This is a genomic window from Alcanivorax limicola, assembly GCF_019931215.1.
Classification (GTDB): domain Bacteria; phylum Pseudomonadota; class Gammaproteobacteria; order Pseudomonadales; family Alcanivoracaceae; genus Isoalcanivorax; species Isoalcanivorax limicola.
The window spans coordinates 51,806-77,759 of sequence record NZ_JAIOUB010000002.1; the positions used below are offsets into that span (position 1 = coordinate 51,806).

At 61.3% G+C, this 25,954-nt stretch carries 22 protein-coding genes; 8 read left to right on the plus strand and 14 right to left on the minus strand.

Annotation, left to right across the window (positions count from 1 at the left end):
• Positions 1 to 94: 94 nt before the first annotated feature.
• Complete coding sequence (locus K8B33_RS06220; RefSeq protein ID WP_223424594.1) at positions 95 to 691, plus strand: TetR/AcrR family transcriptional regulator; 597 nt, start codon at positions 95 to 97, stop codon at positions 689 to 691.
• 16 nt (positions 692 to 707) lie between these two features.
• On the opposite strand, the gene K8B33_RS06225 is transcribed toward K8B33_RS06220, so the two are convergent.
• From K8B33_RS06225 to K8B33_RS06245, 5 genes are all read right to left on the minus strand, one after another.
• Positions 708 to 1,088, minus strand: a complete 381-nt coding sequence (locus tag K8B33_RS06225; RefSeq protein WP_223424596.1) for a DUF6285 domain-containing protein — start codon at positions 1,086 to 1,088, stop codon at positions 708 to 710.
• Between the two features lie 33 nt (positions 1,089 to 1,121).
• Positions 1,122 to 2,132 (minus strand): phosphotransferase family protein, encoded by a 1,011-nt coding sequence (locus K8B33_RS06230; protein ID WP_223424608.1) that lies wholly within the window; start codon positions 2,130 to 2,132, stop codon positions 1,122 to 1,124.
• A complete protein-coding gene (locus tag K8B33_RS06235; RefSeq protein WP_223424611.1) occupies positions 2,129 to 3,328 on the minus strand; it encodes an acyl-CoA dehydrogenase family protein in 1,200 nt (399 codons plus the stop codon). The genes K8B33_RS06230 and K8B33_RS06235 overlap by 4 nt, the downstream gene beginning before the upstream one ends.
• 20 nt (positions 3,329 to 3,348) lie before the next feature.
• Positions 3,349 to 4,104, minus strand: coding sequence for an SDR family NAD(P)-dependent oxidoreductase (locus tag K8B33_RS06240; RefSeq protein ID WP_223424614.1), 756 nt, complete (start codon positions 4,102 to 4,104; stop codon positions 3,349 to 3,351).
• Between the two features lie 149 nt (positions 4,105 to 4,253).
• Positions 4,254 to 5,330, minus strand: coding sequence for an AraC family transcriptional regulator (locus tag K8B33_RS06245; protein ID WP_223424616.1), 1,077 nt, complete (start codon positions 5,328 to 5,330; stop codon positions 4,254 to 4,256).
• Between the two features lie 213 nt (positions 5,331 to 5,543).
• Between K8B33_RS06245 and K8B33_RS16090 the strand changes: the two genes are divergently transcribed.
• From K8B33_RS16090 to K8B33_RS06265, 5 genes are read left to right on the plus strand one after another with little or no spacing between them, the layout of a single operon-like run.
• Positions 5,544 to 5,672 carry a hypothetical protein gene (locus K8B33_RS16090; RefSeq protein WP_263284576.1) on the plus strand — a complete coding sequence of 43 codons (129 nt, stop codon included), beginning with the start codon at positions 5,544 to 5,546 and terminating at the stop codon, positions 5,670 to 5,672.
• A complete protein-coding gene (locus K8B33_RS06250; RefSeq protein WP_223424619.1) occupies positions 5,669 to 7,423 on the plus strand; it encodes a hypothetical protein in 1,755 nt (584 codons plus the stop codon). Before K8B33_RS16090 ends, K8B33_RS06250 begins: the two co-directional genes overlap by 4 nt.
• Positions 7,424 to 7,434: 11 nt before the next feature.
• Positions 7,435 to 8,730: a hypothetical protein gene (locus K8B33_RS06255; protein WP_223424622.1), complete on the plus strand. Its 1,296-nt coding sequence runs from the start codon at positions 7,435 to 7,437 to the stop codon at positions 8,728 to 8,730.
• A gap of 9 nt (positions 8,731 to 8,739) precedes the next feature.
• Positions 8,740 to 9,384, plus strand: coding sequence for a hypothetical protein (locus K8B33_RS06260; RefSeq protein ID WP_223424625.1), 645 nt, complete (start codon positions 8,740 to 8,742; stop codon positions 9,382 to 9,384).
• The gene (locus K8B33_RS06265) at positions 9,374 to 11,503 is read left to right on the plus strand and encodes a DUF6160 family protein (protein WP_223424628.1); all 2,130 of its coding nucleotides are present in this window, start codon (positions 9,374 to 9,376) and stop codon (positions 11,501 to 11,503) included. The genes K8B33_RS06260 and K8B33_RS06265 overlap by 11 nt, the downstream gene beginning before the upstream one ends.
• A 1-nt stretch (position 11,504) precedes the next feature.
• Here the strand turns inward: K8B33_RS06265 and K8B33_RS06270 are convergent, their stop codons facing one another.
• From K8B33_RS06270 to K8B33_RS06295, 6 genes are all read right to left on the minus strand, one after another.
• On the minus strand, positions 11,505 to 12,236 hold the full coding sequence (locus tag K8B33_RS06270; protein WP_223424631.1) for a PepSY domain-containing protein: 732 nt from the start codon (positions 12,234 to 12,236) through the stop codon (positions 11,505 to 11,507).
• The gene (locus K8B33_RS06275; RefSeq protein WP_223424634.1) at positions 12,236 to 12,793 is read right to left on the minus strand and encodes an FMN-binding protein; all 558 of its coding nucleotides are present in this window, start codon (positions 12,791 to 12,793) and stop codon (positions 12,236 to 12,238) included. The genes K8B33_RS06270 and K8B33_RS06275 overlap by 1 nt, the downstream gene beginning before the upstream one ends.
• A gap of 11 nt (positions 12,794 to 12,804) precedes the next feature.
• Positions 12,805 to 14,457: a lipoprotein insertase outer membrane protein LolB gene (locus K8B33_RS06280; protein ID WP_223424636.1), complete on the minus strand. Its 1,653-nt coding sequence runs from the start codon at positions 14,455 to 14,457 to the stop codon at positions 12,805 to 12,807.
• 71 nt (positions 14,458 to 14,528) lie between these two features.
• Complete coding sequence (locus K8B33_RS06285; RefSeq protein WP_223424639.1) at positions 14,529 to 16,241, minus strand: AMP-binding protein; 1,713 nt, start codon at positions 16,239 to 16,241, stop codon at positions 14,529 to 14,531.
• Entirely contained in the window at positions 16,238 to 17,149 is a 912-nt protein-coding gene (locus K8B33_RS06290; RefSeq protein WP_223424641.1) for an oxygenase MpaB family protein, read from the minus strand. Before K8B33_RS06290 ends, K8B33_RS06285 begins: the two co-directional genes overlap by 4 nt.
• Positions 17,150 to 17,320: 171 nt before the next feature.
• Positions 17,321 to 17,950 carry a TetR/AcrR family transcriptional regulator gene (locus K8B33_RS06295; protein ID WP_223424643.1) on the minus strand — a complete coding sequence of 210 codons (630 nt, stop codon included), beginning with the start codon at positions 17,948 to 17,950 and terminating at the stop codon, positions 17,321 to 17,323.
• A gap of 183 nt (positions 17,951 to 18,133) precedes the next feature.
• Here K8B33_RS06295 and K8B33_RS06300 point away from each other — a divergent pair, with 183 nt between their 5' ends.
• A complete protein-coding gene (locus K8B33_RS06300) occupies positions 18,134 to 20,314 on the plus strand; it encodes a molybdopterin-containing oxidoreductase family protein (protein WP_223424645.1) in 2,181 nt (726 codons plus the stop codon).
• Positions 20,315 to 20,341: 27 nt separating this feature from the next.
• Complete coding sequence (gene rep, locus K8B33_RS06305) at positions 20,342 to 22,354, plus strand: DNA helicase Rep (RefSeq protein WP_223424648.1); 2,013 nt, start codon at positions 20,342 to 20,344, stop codon at positions 22,352 to 22,354.
• A 92-nt stretch (positions 22,355 to 22,446) separates the two neighbouring features.
• Here rep and K8B33_RS06310 read toward each other — a convergent pair whose 3' ends face one another.
• From K8B33_RS06310 to K8B33_RS06320, 3 genes are all read right to left on the minus strand, one after another.
• A complete protein-coding gene (locus K8B33_RS06310; protein ID WP_223424650.1) occupies positions 22,447 to 22,608 on the minus strand; it encodes a hypothetical protein in 162 nt (53 codons plus the stop codon).
• A 43-nt stretch (positions 22,609 to 22,651) separates the two neighbouring features.
• Positions 22,652 to 23,116, minus strand: a complete 465-nt coding sequence (locus tag K8B33_RS06315) for a c-type cytochrome (RefSeq protein WP_223424652.1) — start codon at positions 23,114 to 23,116, stop codon at positions 22,652 to 22,654.
• A gap of 137 nt (positions 23,117 to 23,253) precedes the next feature.
• Positions 23,254 to 25,848, minus strand: coding sequence for a CHASE2 domain-containing protein (locus tag K8B33_RS06320; RefSeq protein ID WP_223424654.1), 2,595 nt, complete (start codon positions 25,846 to 25,848; stop codon positions 23,254 to 23,256).
• Between the last annotated feature and the right edge of the window lie 106 nt (positions 25,849 to 25,954).

Genomic DNA, 25,954 nt, shown 5'->3' on the forward strand with positions numbered 1-25,954 from the left:
TGTCGGGCACCAGCTATTGTGCTGACCGATACCATAATGCGAAGATGTATTCGCATTCAATTCGCATTAGGGTATGTGCACAAGGAAAGGCTTTATGCGTAAACGCCCCCGGCAAGCTCGCTCGAAGCAGATGGTCGCGACACTGATCGAGGCCACCGCGCGCTGCATCGTGGCCAATGGCCTGGATGGCACCACCACACCCCGCATTGCCGAGTTGGCGGGCGTCAGCGTCGGCTCGCTGTATCAGTATTTCGAGGACAAGGAAGCGTTGATCGACGCGCTGGTGGCCGATCGTGCTGCGGGGATCGCCCGGGGGCTGCGGCAGTTACCGGTGGATACCGCCGGCAATCTGCGCGATATGGTCGGCGGCGCCATCCGCTATGGCTTTGCCCTGCTCAGCGCCGGCGATGGTCTCTATGTGGAGTTGATCAAGAACTGGCACCGGATGCCCACGGACAAGGTGGCGGATGTGCTGCAACAGCATTTTCTCGAGCTGGCGCGGGTGTGGTTCCTGCGCCACTACCGGGAATATCCGATCGAGAATCTGCAGGTGCGGATCTTCATCATCGTCAACAGCACCCTGTTCACCATGGTGCGATTGATCGCTGATGATCATCCGCTATTACCGCAAAGCGACGTAGCGGAAGGCCTCACTGACATGATCGTCCAGTATCTTGCCGTGCCGTCCTGATTCAGGCTGGTCGGGCTTATTCCGCCTGCTCTTCTTGTGACAGTCCTTCTTGCAAGAAATAGCGCGGCGCACTCTCACTCACCCGTTGTGCCGTGAGGGACCACAGCATGCGCTGCAATGCCGCATCGTCATCCACGCCGCCCGCGCGAATCAAATCCGCGAAACCGCGTGTCACCTCCTCATGACTGCCTTCCTGATCCAGCAGCACCTGCAGTGATTCGTACTCCACTTCTTCTGCGGCATCCCCGGCCTGTAACTGGCGACGGGCAATGCCGAGGGCGTTCAGTGTCATGCGCAATGCATAATGTTTTTCTGCCGGCAATGCCGGCAGTATGTCGTCGCGCAGTACGGTCGCGACGGTATCGAGCAGGTCAGCGCCATCGGGTTTGATACGCATGGTCAGACTCCCTGAAAAGCGGACGGGACAGCATCAGCTGTCCGGCTTGAGCCCCGTCATGGCCAGAATATGCAGTTCCAGCTCCGGGACGATATGCGCCGTCAGTGCCAGTTCCAGTGAGGGCTCTTGCCCGGAAATATGCCGCTCGCCCTGCTTGATGGCGATCATTGCCCAACGCACATGGGCAAACACTTCCCAGTAATAGACATCCTGCTCGGTCACCTGACGGCCGCTGATTTCCCGGTAGCCCTCGAACAGCGCCTCGCGTGGGCCCATGCCGCCTGCGGCCAATGCGGCGTCCAGTTGCCCGAAACGCCAGCAGCGTGCGCAGAACCAGCCGAGATCTTCCAGCGGTTGTGACCAGGTGGTGAACTCCCAGTCCAGCACGGCGGTAAGGCCCTGCTCGTCGACCATGTAATTACCGGTGCGAAAATCCCGGTGCACCAGGCACAAGGGTTCTTGCGTTGGCAGATGGGTTTCCAGCCAGCGCAGCCCCCATTCCAGCCCCGGAAAAGCGCTGTGATACTGGTCGAGAAAGGCCCGGCTTTCCTGCACAAACAGCAACGCCGGATGCACCGCCGGCGGTGTCAGGAAAGCAAGATCCTCCCGCGGCGGCGTAATGCTGTGGATGCGCGCCATTTCCCGGCCCACCTGCCGCACCAGTGCAGGGCGGTCGGCGGCCAACGTCTTGTCGCGCACCAGCCGGTGCCCCGCTGCCGTCCCCGCAGCACGACGCATGATGAAGAAATCCCGCCCCAACACGGCGGCATCGCCTTGCCATAACGGGCCTGGCACCGTCACGCCCACCGCGTAGGCCGCCTTGAGCAACGCGAACTCCTGCGCCCGGGTCAGGCTGTCGCCCACCGCCGACGCGGCATCGCAGCGGATAACCGCTTTGATCAACTCATCGCCACACTGGATATCTGCCGCCCAGTTTTCCTGGATGGCGCCACCGGAGAGGGCTTTTACTGCACCTATCGTAATCTGCTCGCCCGTTTTGTCCGCGAGCCAGTGTTCCAGACGTGCGATATCTTCCGGGCTCATACACCCCACCGGAAAAAGCGATTCTTTTCTTTCAGATAAGCGCGGGAGAGCACCATCTTGTGGATTTCACTTGCGCCATCCACCAGCCGTGCCTGGCGCGCGTACCGATAGATCCATTCCAGCAAGGTGTCCTTGGAGTAACCGCGAGCACCACACAACTGAATCGCGGTATCAGCCGCCTTGTGCAGCGTGTCGGCGACGTGGATCTTGGCCATGGAAATCTCGCTGCGGGCGAAGTCCCCCTGGTCCAGCTTCCAGGCGGCCTGCATGGTCAGCAACCGGCCGATATGAATGTCCTTGGCAACGTCACCCAGCATCCACTGCACGCCTTCGTGTTGTGCCAGCGTCGTGCCGAAGCTCATGCGATTTTCCACATAGCCACCGGCAATTTCCATGCAGCGTTTGGCCAGCCCGAGCCAACGCATGCAATGCGTCAGCCGCGCGGTACCCAGACGAATCTGCGTCACCTTGAGGCCGTCGCCCACTTCAAGCAGACGGTTTTCGTCAGGAATCACCAGGCCATCAAAGCGCAACTCGCAATGACCGCCGTGTTCTTCCGGGCCCATGATGCCGATGCGTCGCACGACCTCCCAGCCAGGCTGGTCCGCGTCAAACAGAAACGCCGTAAGCCCCTTGCGCGGGTCGTCGCTGGTCTTGGCGATGAGCACAAAATGCTGTGCGCCTTCCGCGCCGGTGATAAACCATTTGCGGCCATTGATGACCCAGTTATCGCCCTGCTTTTCCGCGCGCGTGTAGGTCAGCGACGGATCTGAACCACAGCCACCGTCCGGCTCGGTCATGGCAAAGGCGGAGCGCACCTTGCCGTCAATGATCGGTTGCAACCAGCGCGTTTTCTGCTCCGCGCTGAGTATCTTGTTGAGCACAATCATGTTGCCGTCATCCGGCGGCGCGCAGTTGAACGCCAGCGGGCCGAAGGGCGAGCGTGCCGCCTCTTCGTACAGGGCCGCCATGCCCACCACACCCACATCCAGGCCGCCGAGCTGTTTCGGCATCTGGAAGGCCCACAGCCCGGCCGAGCGTGCTTTTTCGCGCATCGCCGCAACGACGTCTTCGCGCAGGTTTTCATGGGCATCGAAATTGTTGCTGTCCAGTTCCAGCGGCAGCACTTCCTGATCAACAAAATCACGCACTTGCAGACGCAAGGCTTCGATAGATTCGGGCAGAGAAAAATCCATAGCAATAGTCGCCTTGCTGATTACAGGGTGGAGCAGAGATGGGCGCCGTCGACCGGCACCACAGCACCACTCATATAACTGGAGGCATCAGACGCCAGCAGCAACAACGGGCCACTCATCTCCGGCATGTCGCCGACCCGGTGGAACGGTATGCGCTTGATCTGCTTCTTGCCGTGTTCCGTGTGCAACCAGTCGCGATTGATCTCGGTTTCAAAGTAACCGGGGCAGATGGCGTTGCAGCGAATGCCATAGCGGGCATAGTCCAGGGCGATGGAGCGGGTCAGTTGCACCACGGCCGCTTTGGATGCCGTGTAAGCCCCGAGCTGTTGCCCCACACGCAGGCCCAGCACTGATGCGATATTGATGATGTTGCCGCCGGTGCCGGCCGCCATCCAGCGGCGCATGGCCTGCTGAGCCACCGCCCAGACACCCTTGAGATTGGTGTCCAGCACCGCGTCCCAGTCTTCTTCACTGATCTCGTGGGTGGTGCTGACCCGATTGATGCCGGCGTTATTGATCACCACGTGAACCTCCGGCATGGCGTCAAACGCCTCAGCAACGCTCTTGCAGTCGGACACATCCATCGGGATCACGGTGGCGTCGCGGCCCAGTGCCCGCACCGCCTCGGCGGTCTGCTCGAGCTTTTCCACCCGACGCGCCGCCAACACCAGGTCCGCGCCGGCCTCGGCCAGAACACGGGCGAAATGCGCCCCGAAACCACTGGATGCGCCGGTCACCAGGACCCGCTTGCCGGCCATGGAAAAAATCTGGCTCATGTGTATACCTCTCGCCGTGCGCAGAAACAGAAGCCAGAGAGACTAGACAGTCAGGGCGCCCGGCTCAAGGACGAAATCGCTCAGCCAGAGCGGGCTGCACGTCACATATGGCGCTTGCCCGCCCGTATGTCAGTCGCCGCGCGGCCGCCTCAAAGCGTGTCTGCAGGCCCCTGAAGCGTCTCTGCATGCTCGAGTTTTTTGCGATAGTCCCGCGGACTGACGCCGGCCCAGCGAGAGAAGGCACGGGAGAAGCTTGCCGCTTCGTGGTAGCCCAATTGATAGCCAACCGCCGCAATGGAGAGCCCGTTGCGGGACAACAGACGCCGCGCCCGGCTATAGAGCTCCTCATCCACCAGTTCCCGAAAACTGGCGCCCTCGCTACGCAGGCGCCGCTTCAGTGTGCGCGCTGAAACGCCCAGCCAATCCGCGAACTGCTCCAGCCCGGGCAAGGGCTCTCCGCTCTCGCAGCGCACCAGATGGTCGCGAATACGATCGGCGATGCCGCTTTGCGAGCCATACAGCTGCATGAACTCCTGCTCGCACTGTTCCCGCGCGTAGACCTCCATCGACGGATTGGACAGCAGTGGCACCCCCAGGAAGGTATCCCGGTCGCCTTCCAGCGACCAGGAGTCGGCATCGAAGATGACCGGTGCGGGCAGGTCGTCCATGTATCGGCGAAAGTAGGCAGGCTCGGGGCAGGCCATATAAATACGCAGCCCCGGTATACGTTTGCCGCACATCTGCTCCAGCACATTGGCCAGCCCCACCAGCATGGCCTCCATGGAGAACTGAATGACCCCGCGACTCACCGGTAAATCACAATGGACATGCACGCCTACACGGTCTTCCGTTTCTTCGAAGGTGGCTGTCATGAAGGGAGTACGCAACGCGGTGAAGCGAATCACGGCATCCAGCGCCGCCAGTACCGACGGGCTGGACAGGGCAAGCAGCCCCACCGGCCCCATCAACGTAGCGCGAAACGCCCGGGCATAGGCCAGCCCCAGCCCCTTGTCACTGAGCTTTCTGATGGCACGCTGCGCCGCCGTGTAAGCGGTGAGCATCGAGACCTGGCTATCCGGTTGGCACAACACCACGCGGCTGATACCCAATCCTTCAAGCAGATCCGCATCCCGCAACCCGAAATCACGACACACATCGCACAGAAGCAACAAGTAAACACCGGGAACGCCGGTGCGAAACCCCGCCTGCTGTTCCGCTGGTGGCAACTGACCCATCCGCATAAGTTTGTGACCCATTTCGGCAAGACGTGTGTCCCTTTCGTCATCCACCATGAATACACCTGCATAACAGGTCGGGCAAGCTCTCCGTCCCATGCAGATTGATAATAACAACCACAGAACAACAAGAAGAAGGCAATGAATGCCACAGCTGGGCATACAAGTGTTAACTGTATGTTCATCGCAATCCTGATCCTTGCGATGACTTACCCCGTGCAATCCGCTGCCGACGCGCTGGTTGGCGATGGCATCACGCGTCTTATGGATGAGGGGCTGGCCGAAGTGGATGGCGCGGGGACTACCTTTGTTCGCCGGGGGGCCGGGTTATGACTGTTCACACAACCGCATTCCCGGGTCTGCGTATTGCATCGCTCATGCTGGTGTCCTGCCTTGGCGCAAGCCACGCCATGCAACCTCTCGATGACACCGATATGGCGAACGTTACCGGTACCGGTATTGCACTGGGTTTTGAAGACTTTCGCTGGCTGACCAGCCCCACCAGTTATTACGAGCAAATGGGTTCGGCGCCACTCGGCGGCACCACCTTTGATCGTGCCGATATGCGCTGGTACGGCCTGAGCATTACCGCTGTGCCCGTCGGCGGCAGCGGTCAGAACGATGACGTCGGCTTCCACTGGGCTGGCGACGGCGCGTTCGGTGCGCCTTGCACAGCAGGCGGACTGGCCTGCCCGCTGGGCGGCCAGATTGTCAACTTCGCCGCCTACGACAACCCCTATGTACTACGTGCCTGGTCGCCACACGGGTTCACCTACGCGGGAGATGAAGTCAATGCCGATCCGAACAATCCCGATATCACACTCTATGAATACGTGGCGCCCACTCTTCAGCCGGATTACAACTTTGCCTTCTGGGGCGAAATTGAAGCAGGCCGTACCGGGCCGAATGAAACGCTAGCAGCAGGTCATGGTGATTTCCTGAAATCCCAGACTCTGATTCAGGGCAATGCCGCCGGTTCTGTATTCCGTATGTTCCAGCATACCCAGCCGGGCAATGAAACATTCGCCATGATGTACCATAGCCATCTGCAAGGTGATTTTCGTTTTTCGGTTGCGCAACAGGGCGCAGGCAACGACGAGATCGGGCAGCCGGTGAGGTTTGACGAATCGGAAGGCCTGCACTTCAGGAATGTGGAAGCCTTTATTCCGCTCGGACAGTCGTTCTATCAAGCGCTCACGCTAGGCCCCGTCCCGGGTTCGCCTGGCAATTTCATTCTGGAGATCCCGTTTCTTCGGGACCCCTCAGAAAGTCCCTATGACGCATTGAACAATGCGCAACGGCATTTTTATTCCTATGCGGTACCGGAAAATCTTGCCACGCCCGGAGGTCCCGCTGGCGCAGCAGCAGCCGGACATATCACAGCCCGTCTTGCTTACCTTCACAATCTGGGCAGCCCCAATGCAGGGGCCTATGAAAACTACGTCATGAACACCTATAACCTGGCGTCATTGTACGATGGTTTTGCCAACGCCGATGACTGGCTGGCCCAGTACAACACCACCCATGGCTATTCCCGCTGGGGTGACTGGCATCCCTGTCGAGGCATCGGCTGCCCGAATATTCATGGTATTGGCAGCAATCAATCTCACCCGAACCGCAATGTCTATAACGACACCAACAGCGGCATCTTCTTCCGGAAGTGTGAGGGCTGTGACGATTTTGACGCCATGGCCTACATGATCACGGCGGTCGATGTGCGACCGGGCAACAGCCAGTACAGCTGCCCAGGCGGCACAGGCTGCGGCGAGTTTGCGCCCCGCGGCATCAATGTTTCCAGTCGTACCGACAACGGCCGTTACTACACGCGGACAGACACCTGCTCAGCCACAAATGGTGATCCCTATCGCTGCGGCTATGGCGGCAGCTACAGCATTGATGCCGGTAGCCGGTTCGCGCATTCAGGAAAGCAGGATCCTTCCGTGATATTCGGCGTCGCCAGTCGAGCGCCCGGCGCGGGCATCCCCGTCATCCGGACAGACGTGGTCAATCTTGGGGATGCTCGCATAGAAGGACTACAGGTGAACTATATGAAATTCACGAGCTACGGCGCCGGCAATCTATAACGAGAAAAATCATGGCCCAGAACAAGGCTTACCTATCCAGAATTTTCGCAGCCCTGCTGCCCCTGGCTGCATTCAACCCGGCTGCCGCGCTGCTCGAGCTGGATGACAGCGAGCTCCGTGGCGTCCAGGGGCAGGGACTGTTTGTCGCCGACATGATTCGGGGAGATGAGTTGGCAGGCCCCAATGATTACTCCACACCTTTCAATTTCTACCGCATCGGCATGGACGGCGAGATGCAGATGAACCTCAACATGTCCAAGCTGCAGCTGGGTTGCGGTGGCATCAACGACCACCTGTCTGGTCATGCCGGCTGCGACATCGATATCGACTATGTCAGCATGATGGGGCGAAACGGATACCAGGCCGGCGACCCGCAAAGCCCCATGATACTGGACCGCCCCTATATTGAACTGGCCATAAAAAATGATGGTACCCCGCATCGGGAAGTGGTCGGCATCAAGATTGGCGCCGCCATGGTGGACGGCTTCATGAGCACCGGGCGCCGCTACTATCAGGGCCAGATCAATGAAGAAAATACCGGCTTCGCCAGCCAATGCACCCCGGGGGCGAGCATCGGCACTGGTGTCGTGGGTTGCCACTCGGGCCTGAACAGTGTCAGTGGTTTTCTGGGCACGGACCTGTCGTTAACCATGCGAGTGCAGGCCGCCGTATGCGCGGGCATTACCATTGGAAGCACCTGTTTGGCTCCGCGCATACCTCTTGATGCCTGGGGCTGCACAGGTCGAGTCAGCCCCGGCCTGGAGGGAAGCTGCGGCAATGCACAACAGGACTCTGTATTTGTCGATATTGCGGGCACCAGAATGCAGACGCTGGGACTCAGGTCAGCCGAGCTGACCATCAACTTGCTGGGGATCCTGGATCTGGATGTCTTTGCGTCTCTGCTCACCGATGCCCGCAGCATTCATGGCCTGGCCTTTGAAAGCACCAGTGACTTCTTCCTTTCCTTCCAGCGCGAACCTGTTTCGTATCCGCGATACAGCAAGCAAACGCCTCGCGAAGACTTCATCGATGCCGGCACTTTCGGCAGCGCTTTTGACGCATGCGCCACCAATAACATGGCAACGTCGCGCTGCAACAGCGGTTACGCCGTGCCAGCAAATACCGGTTGGTGGATGAATGCGCCAAGCGCGCGGCTGCTGGATGTACGGAATGATCAATTGAACCTGGGCAACATCAGCTTGACTCAGGCCATCAGCCTGCTCGGTGCGCCGGGGCATTTGATATCCAACCCTGAATTCCAGCTGCATCCGTCCCAGAACTGCTACGGAAGCAGCACTTTCTGCTAGGAGAAGATCATGAAATGGCGCCATGCTTTTCTCTTTTTTTTCACCGCGCTCGGCTCGTCAGCCTGGGCGGAGTCGCTGCAGCCGCTTACTGAAGCCGAGATGGGCGATATCAGCGGCCAGAACGCCATTGAGCTTTCTCTCAAGCTGCACAACAACATCGAGTTGAAGAACGACCTGCACGAGGGGCTGGCGCACTGCTACAGCCCGGGTAGCTACAACCCTTGCCGCCTGGCACTGGAGTTCGCCGGCCACGAAGGCTACTGGCTGGTAATGAAGGAGTTCTACGGCTATCTCCAGCTGGATGGTATTCGGCTGGAGGCCAACACCCTGCCCACCGCCAATACCGCTTACCATGACGAAGACCGCTTCAAACGCATTGATGGCCAGTGCATGGTCGAGCACTGCGACCCCGGCGGCCTGGCCTATATCGATATGAGCTACCCGGACAACAAGGGTCCGGGCCAGTATCTGGATATGCAGACCTTCATGAACGTCGGGCGCATGTCGGTAGAGCAGGATGAGGCGGGCGTCCCCGGTTATCTCCTGGAAAACCAGACCGGTGTCGCCAACGCCTTTCGTATCAGCGACAGTAGCGGCCCCAACGCCAACCATCAGGTCCGCTTCGACGGGAGGGCGCTGATCTATGGCTTCTGACCGCTATGCCGCGCTGCTCTGCCTGTTGGTACCCGCTTCGGCGCTGGCCATGACCGAGCTGGACGACAGCGCGCTCGCCGCCGTGAACGGTCGCGACGGTATTGCGCTGGAATTCGAGAGCACAAACGGCATTGGCGCACAGGAAATCCGCTGGGAAACTGACGGCGGCGCGGCGGCGACCGATAACAGGGGTGCCGACACCCTGTTCCGCGATGTGGTCTGGATGGGTGATGGCGGGCCGATGCAGGCGTCCCTGATTCTGGATCTGGGCACCAACCAGGACGGCGTGCCGATGGTCGGCATTGTCTACGAATGGCAGCCCGGTTTTTATGGTATCGGTGCCATGACGCTGGATACCGACACCTATGATTACAGCGACCATTCGCTGGGCCAGCTGGGCGTCTGGTCCGAGGGCCACTTCAACATGGTCAATCATGGTGTGTTCAGCACCAGCGAGGATGCCCGCGCCCAACTCGACTTCAGCCTGTATGGCGATCTGATCATTCGCCAGGGCGATCCCGGTACGCCGGAGTTTAGCCTGGGCAATCTTACCTTCGAGAATCGTTTCAGCACCGGCGTCAACGACGGCCATGCTCCCGGGTTCGGCGTGGTCGGTATCGACCAGGATGGTTTGCTGATCAAGGCCGACCACACCTGGACACATCTCGAGTTTGATCTGATGTACAAGGAAAACCCCGACGCCAGCGGCAGGGGATTTGACCGGGAGGAGCGCAGCCCGATTCTGCGCGCGGGATGGATCGGGGGGCTGGACAATGCCTCCTTCCAGCTGATGTCCGGCGGCGTCGGCTATGCCGAGGACGCGAACTTTTACTACCATGACCAGGATCGCTCCCAGGGGCTGACGTTCCGCGCTGGCTGGGATTTTGCCAGCGACTTCAACGTTCAGCTGGGCCATGCCGACGACACCCATGGCACGCTGCTGCGCCTGGGCGACTGGCGGCGACTGGGTGACGGCCACCCGAATGCCACCGGCACCATGTTCGGCATGGATGTGATCCTGGACGTGCTGCAAAACAACCATGGACCGGGCGGGCTGTGCTTCGGCAGCAGCATCACCGGGGGGATGCCCACGTCGTCACACTGCACAGCCAACGGCGGCCAGTTCTACAACACCCGCGTGCCCGCAGGGGACGCAGGCTTCGCCCTCTTGCTGCGTGATGGTCACCTGCATGGTTACAGCAACCGCCTGAGCGTGGTGAACCCGAGTAGCAATACCGAGAGCCATTATGATTTCGGCCTGGGCCTGACCTTCGGCCAGCTCGACGCCGATATCATCCTGTACCCTCGCGGCCTGAACGGCAGCACTGAAGGCCTTAAACTCGACACCACACTGATGATTACCTCGCCCGGCTTCTGGGATGCCGCACATAGCGACAACACTGCAGAGCGCGAGAACGCCTCACAGCACTGGTACAACAACTCCCACCTGCTGCTGGCCAACACCGACGAGAACTCCCGTGTGGCTGTAGGGTTGCTCAACTACGACATGCTGTGGCAAACCCGGGATCTCCATCTGCGCATCGGCGACGAAGATCCGGTGTTCAGTGACATGCGCAGTGGCATCATGCTCACCTCCGATACCCGCGCGCAGTATTTCATTCGCGGCATGCTCGGCGGCGGCCACCTGGAAGACCTTGGCCCCGGGAAAACCTCCAATGTGGCCCTGATGCAGTTCAACCTTGATACCAACCGCTACCGTTTTGTGCTGTACCCGGAAAGTGTGGCCACCGAGATCGGTGGCAACATCGTTGATCTGGCCTCCGTGGGATTCGAGGGCTTTTTCGAGCTGAACGGTGACGCCTTCCTGACACTGGCGGAAGCGTCAATGCCGCAGGCCGCATTCCGTCTCTTTAACGTGGAAGGCTCGCTGGGCTGGCGCGATGGCCATGTGGTCGTCAAATCCGCTGACCAGCATGACGATGGCAGGCCCAGCCTGACCATCAGAAATCAGTTACTTCTGGGCGAAGACGTGAACTTCGGCGGCGGCCCCGGCAATCCGCTGGTTGGCGACCTGGGTTTTGGCGATAACCACTACGGCCGCATCGCCATGCCCGGTGGCACCTGGCACAGCGAAATCATGGTACGCGTGGCACAGTAACTTACCGTTTGCGCACTCGCCCCAACCAGGTCCAGGCGCCGCTCAAGGCCAGCAGCCCCATCAGTATGGCGGCAGCATTCACCGCCCAGACACCGGCGCGACCGAAAAGGCGACCACTGTGCAGATCCAGCACCACCCGCTCGCGGCTGATGCCGGGCAAAGGCGCACCCTGCGCCAGCTGTTCGCGCAAGGCATCGGGTAGCGATGCTTCCTGAGCCCATTCGACGTCATCCGGGGAGCGTTCACGCCATGCTCCGGCGAGAGCATCGAATTCATGCAGCCCGGCGCGGGTCGCCACCAACAAGTGTCCGGCCTCATCCGTTCCCAGACGCCGCCCCTGCGCTGGCGCACCGCTCATCATCTCAATCAGCGCAGCGTCATCGCCCAGCAAGATCAACGTTTCGCCACACAGTGCAGCAACCAGACTCTGGTAGCGCACCGCACCCACCAGCGTGTCGGCACAACGCGTAACCACCTCGGCATTAAAGCGCAGACGGCCGCCCTGCTGCGTCAGCCAGTGATCGCCAACACGGTACCCGGCTACCGGCACATCGGGGGGCACGCCATAGAGTGCCGATAGCAGACGCGCCTGTACCGGCTCATGCTGCCAGCCTCGCACTTCGCTGACGCTGATCAGCACGCCGGTAATGACCAGAAACAGAATCGGCAACAGCAACAACAGCCCCAGCCAGCGATGCCAACGCATCCAGCGACCGCGCTGCGACGACGCCATCAGCGCAATGCCTCGTCATGCAGACGGAGCACCAGCCGCGCCACCCGGCTTACCGCATCCACCGACAGCGTAGCGCCGGTAATGTTGTCGATCGGTCGGTCCAGCCGGTTGCCGTTGGTCAGCATCGCGCCCTCGAACTGCCGGGTAAAGAAGCGTTCATGCACTTCACCGCCCCGGGGTTCGCGATAGACCAGAATGCGCACATGCTCGATGCCATCCGGGCCCACCACAAGCCCCATGGTAATCGGGTACTCCTTACCGATTTCTTCCATGATCCAGGCCGTACGCTCGCCGTCTCGCCAGTAGCGTTGCCGGGCGCCGCCCATACGGCGTTCGAGAATCTGCTCGGCTTCCTCGCGCAAGGTCTGGTCCAGCAGCAGAAACTGCAAGTGCGGCGTCCGCTCATCGAAAGCAAACGCCAGGAAATCGTCATTGCTCATGTAACGGATATGGCCGCTATAGCCGTTCACCGCAACAGCGAGCAGCAGACAGACGCTACCGAGCAACAGTGTTACCGGGAAAAATGATTTCCCTGTAACGCGAAGCCTGTCCGGCATGGGCTGCGCCATCAGTTGACCAGCCGCTCCTGGCCCATGAGCGTGCGTATCATCCAGCGTTGATAAAAGCCGGGACGCTCGCCCTCGAGACGGGCATGCGCCTCATGATGGAACGGGTTGTTCTCCAGGCGGCCCGGCAAGACGAACGAGGCAACGCGTGCGCTGTTCTTGATCCAGAAATAATGGGTCTTCTGCCAGGCGCCGTATTTGATCTCGTATTTTTCCCGCACTTCTTCTGGCAGATTGGCTGCCGTCGAAATACGTTGCGCCCACATGGGACCGATCAGCCATACAGACTGCGCCCGGAACAGATCTTTCCGCAGTTGTTGTGTTGCATCGGTGACCGTCAGCTGCTCACTGCGCCACATGGCCTCGTTGTAGGCCAAAAACTCCGGCCAGGTGCGCGGCAAGGCATCCTCGGGAATACCAAACACCATGGCGAACAGTTTGCTCTCCTGATAGAACTGCTCTTTTTCCTCGTCCGTCAGCGTGCCTTTGATCTGCTCGTACATTTTGGCCAGGGTTTCCCACAGGGTGGCATGTACCCAGATCATGGCGTTGATTTCGTTGGCCCGGTATTCCGTACCCTGCTTGAAAGCGCCGGCATCATAGGGCATGTCGCCCTCGATGGATTCGTGGATGGCATGCACCTGATTGGCCGACCCCATCACCTGGGGCATGCTGCCGTACACGATGGTAAAGACATGCTGGAATGTGCGCCGCGCGCGCCCCAGCGGATCATCCCGCACGACGGAATGCTCATCCACGCCCCGGGTCACCCACGGATGGGCGTTCTGCAACAACAAGGCACGGCCCGCGCCCAGGCCGCCGGGCGCCATGGGGGCCTGCAGGCGCCACATCATGGAATCCGGACCATACAGGCCAACGCGCGGGTCGGGGATCTTGCCGTGGACCTTGTACAACTGGGCGCAGAATGCGTGGCGGTCAACCCAGCGTGGCATCGGCGCGGAACCGTCCGGCGGCACCAGCTCAGCCACGCGGTCGCGGTCCGCATTGCCGGCATCGCCCGATACCTCTGCGTCGCGCGTTGCGACACCCTCTGGCAAAAAGTCCCTGGGGCAAGGGCTCGACAGATAGCCGGTTTCGGCGCGTACCAGATCAATATCCACACGCAGACCGTCACGGGTCATGCGCATGCGTTCCGGCAGCATATAGTTATTCACCCGCATCAGATCCCGGTACTGGATATCCCAGCCGGCATCACGCATCGCACGGATATGACCCGGTGCGTCATGGGTCATTTCCGCGCCCGGTGTCGCCGGTAAACCACGCAGCCAGTAGGCCAGATGATGCACTGGCAATTGCTCGCGAATCGACTCGCCCAGCGCACGGGCCTCCTGGTCGCGCGCCATCAGTTGCAATGCCGTGCCATGCATATCCTCGGCACGCAGCACCGCGCCCGGTTCACTCACCGGGGCGTCCGGCAACAGTGCCAGATCGAAACTGCCGTTGATCTGGGTAAAGGTGAACCAGGTGTCTTCTCGCCCCTGCTCGCCGCGCAGGCGCAGCCGACCTTCAATCTGCCACTCTTCCAGGTTCTCCGCGTCTGCCACCTCGAAGTCCGGGGCGCGCAATGCGCCGCAGCCTTGCAGGAAAAAAAGTGATGTCAGCAGCACAGCGGACAACAGTCCGGTCCATGACATGCGTACTGTTCTGCATGTCGCTCTGTGTGCTGCTCTGTGTGTTGTTGTAATTGATGTCCTGATCGGCAATGTCATTGTCGCAGCGCCTTCTTGTCAATCTTGCCCACGGATGTCAGCGGTATTGCCTCGATAAAGAAAATCTCCCGGGGCACCTTGTACGGCGACATCTGCGCCCGACAGTAAGCGTCCAGCTCCTCGCGGCGGGCCGCTTCGTCCTGTATTTGGTCCGGCATCATCTGCACATAAAGCTGCACGATATCGTTACCCGGGCGATTGGCGTCTGCGCGCCCCACGACCGCGCACATCGCCACCCATGGCAGGGCCTGCACCTTGTTCTCCACTTCCACCGAGAACACCTTGAAGCCGCCCACAATCAGCATGTCCTTGCTGCGATCGAAAATCGTCACATAGCCTTCGTCATCCATGACACCGATGTCACCGGTGTGCATCCACCACATGCCGTCATGCTCGCGTAATGCTTCGGCGGTGGCTTCCGGCATCGCCAGATACCCCTGCATGACCTGCGGCCCGGTCACGATGACCTCGCCCGGCTCCCCCACAGGCATCGGTGTTACGCCGTCCTCCGCGTCGACAATGCGCACCAGGGTTCCCGGCACCGGCACCCCGACGCTGCCGGGCTTGAACCGTGTCGCCGGATTGAGTGTCTGCACCGGACTGGTTTCCGTCATGCCGTAGACTTCGCAAAACTTGTCGGCACCGATAATGTCCGCCAGCCGTGCGACTTCTTCCCGCGCAAAAGGCGCCGCACCCGATACAGCAGTATGCATGCCGCTGAAGTCCAGCGACCGGAAGCCGGCATGCTGACAAAGCATCTGGTATAACGCCGGCACAGCGGCAATGATGGTGGGCATGCGCCGCTGCATTTCGCTGACGACGTGATCAATGTTGCGCGGATCGGGGATCAGCAGAAACGTCGCGGCGGTGCGCAGCGCATTGAACAGCACCGCCGCGCCACCGATGTGGAAAAGCGGAAACGCGGAGGCGACGATTTCCTGGCCCAGCCGATAGCCGTAAAACACATCGGCCTGAACGTTGTTGGTGAACAGATTGCGTGACGTCAGCCGAGCGCCTTTCGGTGCGCCTGTGGTGCCACCGGTGTATTGCAGATAGAGCACATCGTCCATGTCTGTCTGCACTGCGTTTTTCGCGGCATGCTGTAATGCGGATGTCGCCTCCTCTACGGTTGCCAGGTGATCCATCAGTGAAAACACCTTTACGTCACCGCACATTTCTTCGATGGCGGCGATCTCGCCACCGATCATATCGCCGGGATTGCTGACCAGTACCGCACGCAGTGAACGGATTTTACTGGCCGCATGGGTCACCACTTGTTCCCACAAGGGCTGCAGCGTCAGCAGCACATCAATGCGGGCATCATTGCCCTGATGAATCACCTCGGAGGGTGTCATCAATGGCGACACACTGGTGCAGACCATGCCCAGACGCGCTGCCGCCGTGAACGCCACCACATACTGCGGTGTGTTCGGCAAATGCAGTCCCAGCACGTCACCTTTGCGGCACCCCAGCGCGATCAACAGGCCGGCCATACGATCTGCAAGCTGGTCCAGCTCGCGATAGGTGATACCGCGCCCGAGAAAGACCAGCGCTTCACGCTCGGGGAACTGTTCACCGTGACTGCGCACATAATCCGACAAGGTCCTGTTCGGCACGTCGGGGACGTGATCCCAGTCCAGCCCCATCGCCTTGTAGGTTTTCAGCCAGGGATAATCCGGGCGCAGGGTCACTGCTACTTTCGCCGTCATGCTCTGCTCCATGTGTAAGCTTCGGGATGATGCCGTGCGTCACGCATGGCCTGCCGCGCCAGCGGGATATAGCGCATTCTTTTCGGCGTCAGGCGATGGACGACACGACAGATGCGGCACCAGCGACGAAAGCGACGCTCGTCCTTGTCCGTCCAGGGAATATTGAAATGCTCGCGAAAGAGCGGCGGCAGCGAGCCATAGGTGTTCATGCGCAGGATGCGCCCCGTGACCTGCAGCGACAGGCGCCAGACGACATCCGGCAACCACCTGATCGGCGGAGGTGGCTGATCGAAGTAATAGCTGTCACTGAGGAGATCCTTGACCACATCACCCATCTCCAGGCGTTGCGTGATCATGTTCTCGAAGTACACCCGGTACTCTGCTTCGGTCGCCGGCAGATCCTGTTCGCGCACCCCCAGTAACAGACCCATCTGGCGCCACTCCTGGAACATCACTTTGCGCTGTTCCGGCGTCGGCGGCGTGCCGAACAGTTCATGCAGGCGGATGCCGGCGTCATACCCGGTACCGTGTACCCACCCGTAGGCCTCCGGGTCCAGCGCAAAGTAGCGTTTGCCGTTTTTGTCCACGCCCCTGATTTCGCGGTGCAGCTCGCGCAGCACCTTGCCCTTGCGAATGGCTTCGTCCGGGCGTGAGTACACCACCGGCCAGAGCATCTTCGTGGACCGCTGCGCCCGCCCCCAGGGATCGGTGCGATACACCGAATGCTCACCGACCCCGGCATCGATCACAGGGTGGGCGACTTGCAGGACAAACGCCTGGGGCAGCATCAGGAGGTAGCGCCAGGAGCCGAAATCACGCCACATATAGGAATCCGGGCCCAGGGGCTGCGGGGATGACGCCTGCGCAGCAGCGGCGGGGTGTTCGGGAAGAGTGGTCTCGGCGGACATGATTCTGCTCCTGACGATGAGATAAATATTAAAATATGTCTCATTGCCGGGACACACAAGCCCGTCATACAGATTTCGAATTGCCGTTTACGGCTGAAAACACCAGATATGTGGCGCCCCGGTCAGTCTGCGGCGAGCGTTGATGGCCAACCTCGGCGGGGAGTCAGGCGGTCAGGGCGCCAGCAGCGGCCGCAGGTAGGTCTCGGTGAAGTCACGCACCGTCTTTTCGTTGGCGGGGGAAATCACGCCGTCGGGGCTCAGCACCAGCGACTGCATCAGGCGCAACAGCATTTCAGCGCTCTGCTCCGCCGGCCGGTCACTGAGGGCGCCCGCCTTCTGTCCCTTGCGTATCTGCATGGCCAGATAAAGTCGGCTGAACGTCATCACCTGGGGCAGGCTGCGGGTCAGGTAGGGCAGGATATATTCCGGCTCGGCCTCCAGCAGCCGCGCCAGCAACGGGTGGCCGAAGGCGCCCCGTGTCGCCAGCACAAACGCTTCCAGCAGGGCATCCAGCGGCGACGTGAATGCCTGCAACTGCTTTTCGATCAGGCTGAGGTGGCGCTGGCATTCACGCAGGATGACCGCCTGGATCAGCTGATCCTTGTCGCCGAAACGCCGGTATACCGTCGCCCGCCCGATGCCCGCGCTCAGCGCAACATCTTCCATGGTGGTGCGGCGCATGCCGGATTCGATGAACAGTGACAGCCCGGCATCCAGAATGCGTTCGTGCTTCGCGTCACCGCTGGCCACCGGCAGATCCGTACTGAGCGCCAGCGGCGGGCTGTGTTGCTTTTCACTCATCCAGGGGCTCCTGCAGGGTCCTGCATACTTCCATATCGCTACGTCCGCGCTGCCGTAAATACTAAACGCCTTCACGCTGGCCGTGCGGACAAACCATACAACATTCTGTTTTTTGTGTATCGGGTTGGCCCGGACGCTCAGGCATGATTGAGGGTGTTGCAACAGGTCAGCCCCGGGGGAACGATGTCTGCACCCACCACAGAAACCCACACCACTGCCACGTTTTGCCGCGTCTGCGAGCCGTCCTGCGCATTGACCGCCGAAGTCAGCGGCGGGCGCGTCACACGCCTGAAACCTGATCGCACACACCCGGTGACGGCGGGCTTCGCCTGTCATAAAGGGCTCTATTACACCGCCATTCACAATGACCCTGACCGACTTGATGCGCCGCTCAAACGCGCGGCCGATGCGTCACGCCATAGCGGCAGCCCTTTCACGACCGTCTCCTGGGACGGCGCCATCGACGATATCGCGGCACGCCTGCAAGATATCACCCGACAGCACGGGAGCACGGCGGTGGCCGGTTATATCGGCAACCCGATGGCGTTCAATGCGTTGGGCAGCGAGGCCCTGGATCATTTTTTCCGGCAGATCGGCTGCCAACGCATGTTCAGTTCCGCAACGCAGGATTGTTCGAACAAGTTTGCCGGCGCGGAAGCGGTTTTCGGCACCAGCACCTTGCATCCCGTTCCCGATCTTGAAAATACCGACTATGCGCTGATCTTTGGCGAGAACCCCCGCGTCTCGCACATGAGCTTCATTTCCATCGCGGACCCGATGGCAAAGTTTCGTGCGGCGGTAAAACGCGGCGCCAAAGTCTGGTTCGTCAATCCGCGCCGTATCGAAGCGGTCACACCGGCGACCGGCGACTGGCTGCCGGTCAAACCGGATACCGATCTCTATCTGATGGCGGCGCTGTTGCATGAACTGGACCGCGCCGGGCTGTTTGATGAAGAAACGATCCGCGAGCATGGAAAACATATCGAAGGGCTGCGTGATTTTATTGCGCCGTGGGATGCCGATACCGTGGCACAGGTGACCGGCCTGGAGGCCGCACAGATTCGGCGCATCGCCCGGGAGTTTGGCGAGGCGCCGTCCGCCTGCGCGCACATGTCCACCGGCGTGAACATGGGCCGCCAGGGCACACTGTGTTACTGGCTGCTGCAAATGCTGTCCTTCGTCACCGGCAATCTGGATCGCCCTGGTGGCAACTACTATGCTGCGGGCTTCTATCCTGCGGCCAAGGCCGGGCGCGCGGACACGTCACAGGTGTTTTTTCGCGAGGGCACGTTCCCGGAGGAATACGGGCCTCTGCGGCATATTCGCGGCCTGCTCCCCGCCAATTTGCTGCCGCAAATGATCGAGCAGGACGCGCAACCGATACGGGCGCTGATCGTGCTGGCGGGCAACCCGCTGTTGTCCGTCGCGGGCGAAACGCATTTGCGCCGGGCCTTCGGCAAGCTGGAACTGATCGTGGTGCTGGACCTGTTCCGTAACGCCACCGCAGAGCTGGCCGATTATGTGCTGCCCTGCGCCGACATGCTGGAACGGCGCGATATCAATATCTGCGGGCTGGGCATGCAATATCAGCCCTACGCCCAGTACACCGATGCCGTGGTGCCGCCGGCGGCTGAACGCCGTGAAGAGTGGTGGATTTTGCATCGCTTACTGCAAGCCATGGGGTTGCCATCGCTGTTTGACCAGGCCAACGCAGGCGAAGAACTGCCCCTGTTCCAGCGGCTGGATCGCATGCTCGGCCGTGCCGGGCTGTCTGTCGCACAGTTGCAAGCCGCCGAGCACCACAGCGCGGTGCTGCCACGCCATACGCCAGGCCGCTTCTACAGCGACTGGTTGCAAACGGAAGACCGGCGTGTGGACTGCTGCCCGCCATTGTTCAGCGATGCACTGGATCAGGCCCGGCATATCTTCGCCGCGCTGCAGCAGGACGCGACGCAGCCGCCGTCATCCACCCTGCAGTTGATCAACCTGCGCACCCATTACATGCACAACAGCTGGTATCAGAATGTGCCCCAGCTCAAACGTGCGGGTCAGCAGGACAACCCGCTGCATATGGCGCCGGACGACATCGCCCGGCTGGGGCTGACGGCCGGGGCACCGATCACTGTGCGCAGCGACGCCGGCGCCTTGCAGGCCAGCGTGCATGCGGACGAGACCCTGCGCCCGGGCGTGGTGGCCATGGTGCACGGCTGGGGCAACCAGCAGACACCGGGGTTGTCGCTGGCCCATCAGCACCCGGGTACCAACGTCAATGTACTGCTGCCCAGCGGGCCCGGCAGCTATGAGGTGCTCAGCAACCAGGCATTCATGACCGGCATACCGGTCCGGGTGTCTGCACTGGTATAGTGTGCGCTCCTCGCGTCGGAGCCCTCTGTGAACAACCTCAATCCCCGTCAACGTGAAGCTGTTGCCCACACTCACGGCCCACTGCTGGTGCTCGCCGGTGCCGGGTCGGGCAAGACCAGCGTGATCACGCAGAAGATCGCCTGGCTGATCCAGCATCATGAGATCGCAGCACGGCATATCGCGGCGGTGACCTTCACCAACAAGGCCGCGCGGGAAATGAAGGAGCGGGTTGCCACACTGGCATCCCGCGCGGAAACCCGGGGCCTGATCGTCTCGACGTTCCACAATCTGGGCCTGCGCATCATCAAGCAGGAACAGGCCGCCAGCGGTTTGCGCCGCGGCTTTTCCATTCTCGACCAGACCGACAGCCGTGAACTCTTGAAGGAACTGCTGCACCGGGGTGACAGCGAGCGGGATGTCCAGGCGGCCGACGCCATCCACGCGAAAATCTCCCATTGGAAGAACGAACTGGTGATGCCGGAGGACGCGGTCAGTCACGCCGAAACCGATGAGGACATGCGCGCCGGCATTGCCTACGGCCGCTACAACCGCATGTTGCGCGCCTGCAACGCGGTGGATTTTGATGATCTGATCATGCTGCCGGTGGTGCTGTTCCGGGAGCAGCCGCGCATTCTGGAAAAATGGCGCAACCGCATTCGCTACATGCTGGTGGATGAATACCAGGACACGAACAGCGCCCAGTACGAACTGGTGCGCCTGCTGGTAGAACCGGAAGGCCGCTTTACCGTGGTGGGCGATGACGATCAGTCGATCTACGCCTGGCGCGGGGCCAAGCCGGAAAACCTGGCCCAGCTGCAAACAGACTGGCCGCAGCTCGAGGTGGTCAAGCTGGAACAGAATTACCGCTCCACGGGCCGCATTCTGAAAGCGGCCAACGCGGTGATCAGCAACAACCCCCATGTGTTTGAAAAAACCCTGTGGTCGGATCACGGCTACGGCGACCCTATCCGGGTCGTGGCCATGCGCGATGAAGATGCGGAAACCGAGTGGATTGCCTCGGACCTGTTTCATCAGCGCTTGCAGCGCGGCCTGAAGTGGAAGGATTTTGCCATTCTCTATCGCGGTAATTTCCAGTCGCGCCTGATTGAAACCAAGCTGCAGTCGCTGCAGATTCCCTACAAGGTGTCCGGCGGCAAGAGCTTCTTTTCCCGCGCCGAGATCAAGGACCTGATGTGCTACCTGCGTCTGTTGGTCAATCCCGATGACGACAATGCCTTTCTGCGCATCATCAACACGCCACGCCGGGAAATCGGCCCGGCAACGCTGGAGAAACTGGCCGGCTGGGCGGCGCAGCGCAATCAGGGGCTGTATCACGTCTGCGACGACATGGGCATCGGTGAGCTGATGGCGCCCAAGGCGGCCGAGCGGCTACGGGAATTCAAGCAGTGGCTGGATCGCAAGCGCGAGTTGTGTTTCCGCGAAAACAGCATTCAGGCTGTGCGCGAGCTGATTACCGATATGGACTATGAAGGCTGGCTGCACCAGCAGTCCGCCAGCCCGCGCGTGGCAGAAAAGCGCATCGAGAACGTCTGGACGCTGGTAGCCAGTATTCAGCGCATGCTCGACAAGGATGATGACGAGCCCACCGATCTGGAAACGGTGATCGCCAAGCTGGTGCTGATCGACATGCTGGAACAGCAGGACGAAGAAGATGATTCCGACAAGGTGCAACTGATGACCCTGCACGCCGCCAAGGGGCTGGAATATCCCCATGTCTACGTGATGGGCGTCGAGGAAGAATTGCTGCCGCACCGCACCAGCATCGAAGAAGATTCCATCGTCGAAGAGCGCCGCCTGATGTACGTCGGCATCACCCGCGCCAAGCGCAATCTCACCCTGAGCTATGCCATGAGTCGCAAGCAGTTCGGGGAAAAGGTGGACACCACACCCAGCCGCTTCTTCGAGGAAATGCCCCAGGACGATCTGGAATTTGTCGGCCAGGGCTTCAAGCCAGACCAGGAAAAAGCGGATGAGATGGCGGAAGCCAGCATTGCGGGGCTACGTGCGCTGCTGGACTGAACTGTTCGTGCTCTGGCTGGACGTGCTCTGGATGGGCGTGCTCTGGACGGGCGTGCTCTGAATGCACGTGTTCCGTAAACCTGCCCGGATCGCTATTCGGTAGGCTCTTCCAGCGGCGGCGGTGCGTCAGCCGGTTCCACCATCGGGGGTGGCTCCTGGCGCACGCCCCCTTCAGGTATCGCCTCGATCTGCGGCTGCGGTGGCTCAGGTTCACCACACGCCGCCAGCACCAGCGCCATGGCAGCTATCACCATAGCGCTGCGCCAGCCTGACTTGCCCGCGACGGGCAAGCAGCGCTTAACGGCTTGCATCGACCAGGTATTTCACTGCGGCACGAACCTCGTCTTCAGAGCAATCCATGCACATACCCATGGCTGGCATGGCGCCAAACCCGTCGATGGTATGTTGTGCCAGTGTGTCCATGCCTTTGCTGATGCGCGGCGCCCAGGCTGACTGGTCACCTTTCACCGGCGCACCGGCAGCACCAGAGGTGTGGCAGGCGGCACAGGCTGTGTTGTATACCGCCTCACCACTGCGCGGCCCGGAGGCGACTTCCGTGGCCTCTGCGGCGGTGCCACAATCCTGCCCCTCGACACAAACACGGCCCACCGGGCGCAAACGCTCTTCGATTGCACGCTCACTGAACACAGAGCGGTCACCCAGACCATGGGGCGAAATTTCCTGCGTGGAGCGCGCGCCGTGGGTCACACCGGCGAGCAGGGTGGCGAGTACAGCAAGGCTGATGACTACAAACTTGTTCACGATGACACCTCATCTCGGCGTAGGGCGGCCCGGCAAACGCTATGCCAAACCCGGCGGGGCGGGATTATACCCATTCCTTCCGCGGGGTTAAATGCCCGGGGACGCATATAGTAACAGCTGATAACGGGAACTGGACGTTACTCTACCTCTACCCGGGGCAAGCGGAGCGTGAACCGGCTCCCCTCCCCGGGCTGGCTCTGGGCCTGAATATCGCCACTGTGCCGCTCCGCCACCACCTTCACGAAGCGCAGCCCCAGGCCCGCACCGTGGGTACGGGCACCGCCGGCATTCCGGGCCCGGCTGAAGCGTTTGAACAGGTGCGGCAGGAATTCCTGCTCAATACCCACGCCCTGGTCCCGCACTTCGCAGCATACTTTGCCCTTGTCGCAGTACAGCCGCACATCCACCGAGCCGCCCGGCTCGCTGTACTTGATGGCGTTGGTCAGCAGATTCAGTACGGCGCGCTCCAGCAGCTCGTGGTTGCCGTTGACCCAGACCTCATCGTCAGGCAGGTAGTCGAAACGCAGCCGCATATCGCGCTGCTGGGCCTGATGCACCACGTTCTCCATGGCACTTTCCACCACCGGCAGCATGTCGACCATGGTGGTTTCGACCTCCTCGGAGGACTCGGCCCGGGCGAGCTGCAGAAACTGTTCGGCAATGTTGAGGCTGCGACGGGCATAGTAGCGCGTCTGTGCGAGCAGCTCCTGCACCCCCTCATCCTGTTGCTGGTGACTGTAGCGCTCGGCCAGCGCCAGCAGAGAGATCATCGGGCTACGCAGGTCATGGGACAGGAAGTCCAGCATCTCGGTGCGTGCACGCATGGCCTGCTTCACTTCAGAGATGTCCTTGAGCGTCAGGATCAGCACTTCGCCGGGCTGGTGGCCCGCACGAATGCGCAGTATGTCCAGATACAGCTCCTCACCCCGGCGGTTCCGGCACTCGACCTGGCTGCGGCCACTGGCGATGGCCTCGTCCAGCAACTGCTGCCAGTCGGTATCTTCGCTCAGCACCAGTTCTCTGCCGAGTTGCAGCAGGCTGATGTCGTCCATTTCCCGGGTGGGCAGCCCCAGCCATTCCGAGGCCTGCGCATTGACGAACAACAGGCAGCCGCAGGCGTCACTGATCACCACGCCGTCGCGCAACTGCGCCAGGCTCGCCTCGAAGAATCGGGTCAGTGCCTGCTGGCGCAGCTCCTGTGCCCGCACCCGCTCGATGTGGCTCTCTACCACGTCGTAGTACTGTTCATGGTTTTCAGCCGGCACGTTACAGCGGGCCACCATCGCCCGCAGCCACTGTTCCCGGGCCGGTGTCGGCTCATTGTCCTGCCAGACCACGGCCAGCTCATATTGCTGGCCTTCACTGGTCAGCTCGTAGTACCTGGCGCGGTCGCCATGCCAGGCGTGGGAGGACACCGGTGCCCCACCCTGCTCGACATCGCCGCCGGAACGGCGGGAAAGACGCCAGGCCGCTATCGGCAGCACCTGCTCCGCCCATTGCAGGAAGCGCCGCGTCGAAGCCGGGTCCAGCAGACGTCGGTTGAGATCATCGTGGGCCGACAGCCGCCGCAGCGCGGCGCGCATGTAGCCCAGGGAATATTCCAGCCTGCGCCAGGTCCACAGCGGATAGCCCAGCACCGCGCCCACCAGGGCCGGGCCCACCGGGAACCACAGACGCAGCCAGTGCAGCATCCCCAGGCTCAGCAGCAACGTGCCCAGTAGTACGGCCAGCACCACAGGAATCGACCAGCGCGGCGCCACAAGCGGCAGGATCATCGGGCCCGCCAGCGCCAGCACCAGAGTCAGGCCCCAGATCCAGGTGGTGGGCAGGGTGCGAATAAGGGTGTCGTGGCGCAATGCCGTAAACACGCTGGCATTCATTTCCACACCGGGCATCAAACCGCCACGCCCGGCCAGCGGCGTCGGCAGGAGATCACCGAGCCCCTGGGCAGTTGCCCCGAGAAAGACGATGCGCCCCTCCAGCGCCTCCGGCGCCACATCGCCATGCAGCACATCCACGGCCGAGAAGCGTGGCACGGTGTCACGCACATTGGTGAACGGCACCAGACGGTAGTACTGCTGCACTTTGCTCAGGGTTTCATTGTTGCCATTGCGGGCTGCCGGAAAGCGCACCACGCTGCGGGCAGACAGATCATTGAGCAGGACCAGGGAGAGGTGTGGCCACCAGGGCTGCCCGATGCCGCTGCGCATATAAAGACCGCGCACCACGCCATCATTGTCCAGCTCGACATCCACATGGCCCATGCCCGCCGCCGCCTGGGCAAAGGGCGTGTGCGGCATGACCTCGATGAGATCGCCGCCGTTATCGCTGACATGTACCGGCAGGAATACCCGCCCGTGATCGGCAATCGCCTGTACCAGCGCAGCGTCAGAGTCCGGCCGCACGCGGTCCGGCTCGGCAAAGATCAGATCCAGCACCACCGCGCGGGCGCCGTAGACATTCAGCTGCTCCACCAGACGCGCATGAACGCTGCGGTCCCAGGGCCAGCGCCCCACTTGCTGCAGGCTCTTCTCGTCGATGGCAACGATCGCCAGGTCCTGCATGTCCTCTTCGGGCAGCAGCGGCAGCATACGGTCATAAATGTGCCGGCTCAGGGACATCAGCGCGCCGGTGTGCAGCAGCACCGCGCACACTGCGGCCACTGCCAGCAATACGGCGGCGTGCTCGATGTAGTAGCGTCTGCCACTTTCCCGGCGAATCAGCTTGCTCACAGGTCACCCCGGATCATCGGCGCAGCCCCGGCCGGGCAGCGGTCCATTCCGGCGCCAGGCAAGGGGGCTGAAAAGAGCGTTTCGCGGGCCATGCAGCAGTCTCGTC

Excerpts from the sequence above, each read along its gene's own strand:
- K8B33_RS06220 (WP_223424594.1), top strand. The coding sequence starts at position 95 with ATGCGTAAACGCCCCCGGCAAGCTCGCTCGAAGCAGATGGTCGCGACA.
- K8B33_RS06225 (WP_223424596.1), bottom strand. The coding sequence starts at position 1,088 with ATGCGTATCAAACCCGATGGCGCTGACCTGCTCGATACCGTCGCGACC.
- K8B33_RS06230 (WP_223424608.1), bottom strand. The coding sequence starts at position 2,132 with ATGAGCCCGGAAGATATCGCACGTCTGGAACACTGGCTCGCGGACAAA.
- K8B33_RS06235 (WP_223424611.1), bottom strand. The coding sequence starts at position 3,328 with ATGGATTTTTCTCTGCCCGAATCTATCGAAGCCTTGCGTCTGCAAGTG.
- K8B33_RS06240 (WP_223424614.1), bottom strand. The coding sequence starts at position 4,104 with ATGAGCCAGATTTTTTCCATGGCCGGCAAGCGGGTCCTGGTGACCGGC.
- K8B33_RS16090 (WP_263284576.1), top strand. The coding sequence starts at position 5,544 with ATGACTTACCCCGTGCAATCCGCTGCCGACGCGCTGGTTGGCGATGGC.
- K8B33_RS06250 (WP_223424619.1), top strand. The coding sequence starts at position 5,669 with ATGACTGTTCACACAACCGCATTCCCGGGTCTGCGTATTGCATCGCTC.
- K8B33_RS06255 (WP_223424622.1), top strand. The coding sequence starts at position 7,435 with ATGGCCCAGAACAAGGCTTACCTATCCAGAATTTTCGCAGCCCTGCTG.
- K8B33_RS06260 (WP_223424625.1), top strand. The coding sequence starts at position 8,740 with ATGAAATGGCGCCATGCTTTTCTCTTTTTTTTCACCGCGCTCGGCTCG.
- K8B33_RS06265 (WP_223424628.1), top strand. The coding sequence starts at position 9,374 with ATGGCTTCTGACCGCTATGCCGCGCTGCTCTGCCTGTTGGTACCCGCT.
- K8B33_RS06270 (WP_223424631.1), bottom strand. The coding sequence starts at position 12,236 with ATGGCGTCGTCGCAGCGCGGTCGCTGGATGCGTTGGCATCGCTGGCTG.
- K8B33_RS06275 (WP_223424634.1), bottom strand. The coding sequence starts at position 12,793 with ATGCCGGACAGGCTTCGCGTTACAGGGAAATCATTTTTCCCGGTAACA.
- K8B33_RS06280 (WP_223424636.1), bottom strand. The coding sequence starts at position 14,457 with ATGTCATGGACCGGACTGTTGTCCGCTGTGCTGCTGACATCACTTTTT.
- K8B33_RS06285 (WP_223424639.1), bottom strand. The coding sequence starts at position 16,241 with ATGACGGCGAAAGTAGCAGTGACCCTGCGCCCGGATTATCCCTGGCTG.
- K8B33_RS06290 (WP_223424641.1), bottom strand. The coding sequence starts at position 17,149 with ATGTCCGCCGAGACCACTCTTCCCGAACACCCCGCCGCTGCTGCGCAG.
- K8B33_RS06295 (WP_223424643.1), bottom strand. The coding sequence starts at position 17,950 with ATGAGTGAAAAGCAACACAGCCCGCCGCTGGCGCTCAGTACGGATCTG.
- K8B33_RS06300 (WP_223424645.1), top strand. The coding sequence starts at position 18,134 with ATGTCTGCACCCACCACAGAAACCCACACCACTGCCACGTTTTGCCGC.
- K8B33_RS06310 (WP_223424650.1), bottom strand. The coding sequence starts at position 22,608 with ATGGTGATAGCTGCCATGGCGCTGGTGCTGGCGGCGTGTGGTGAACCT.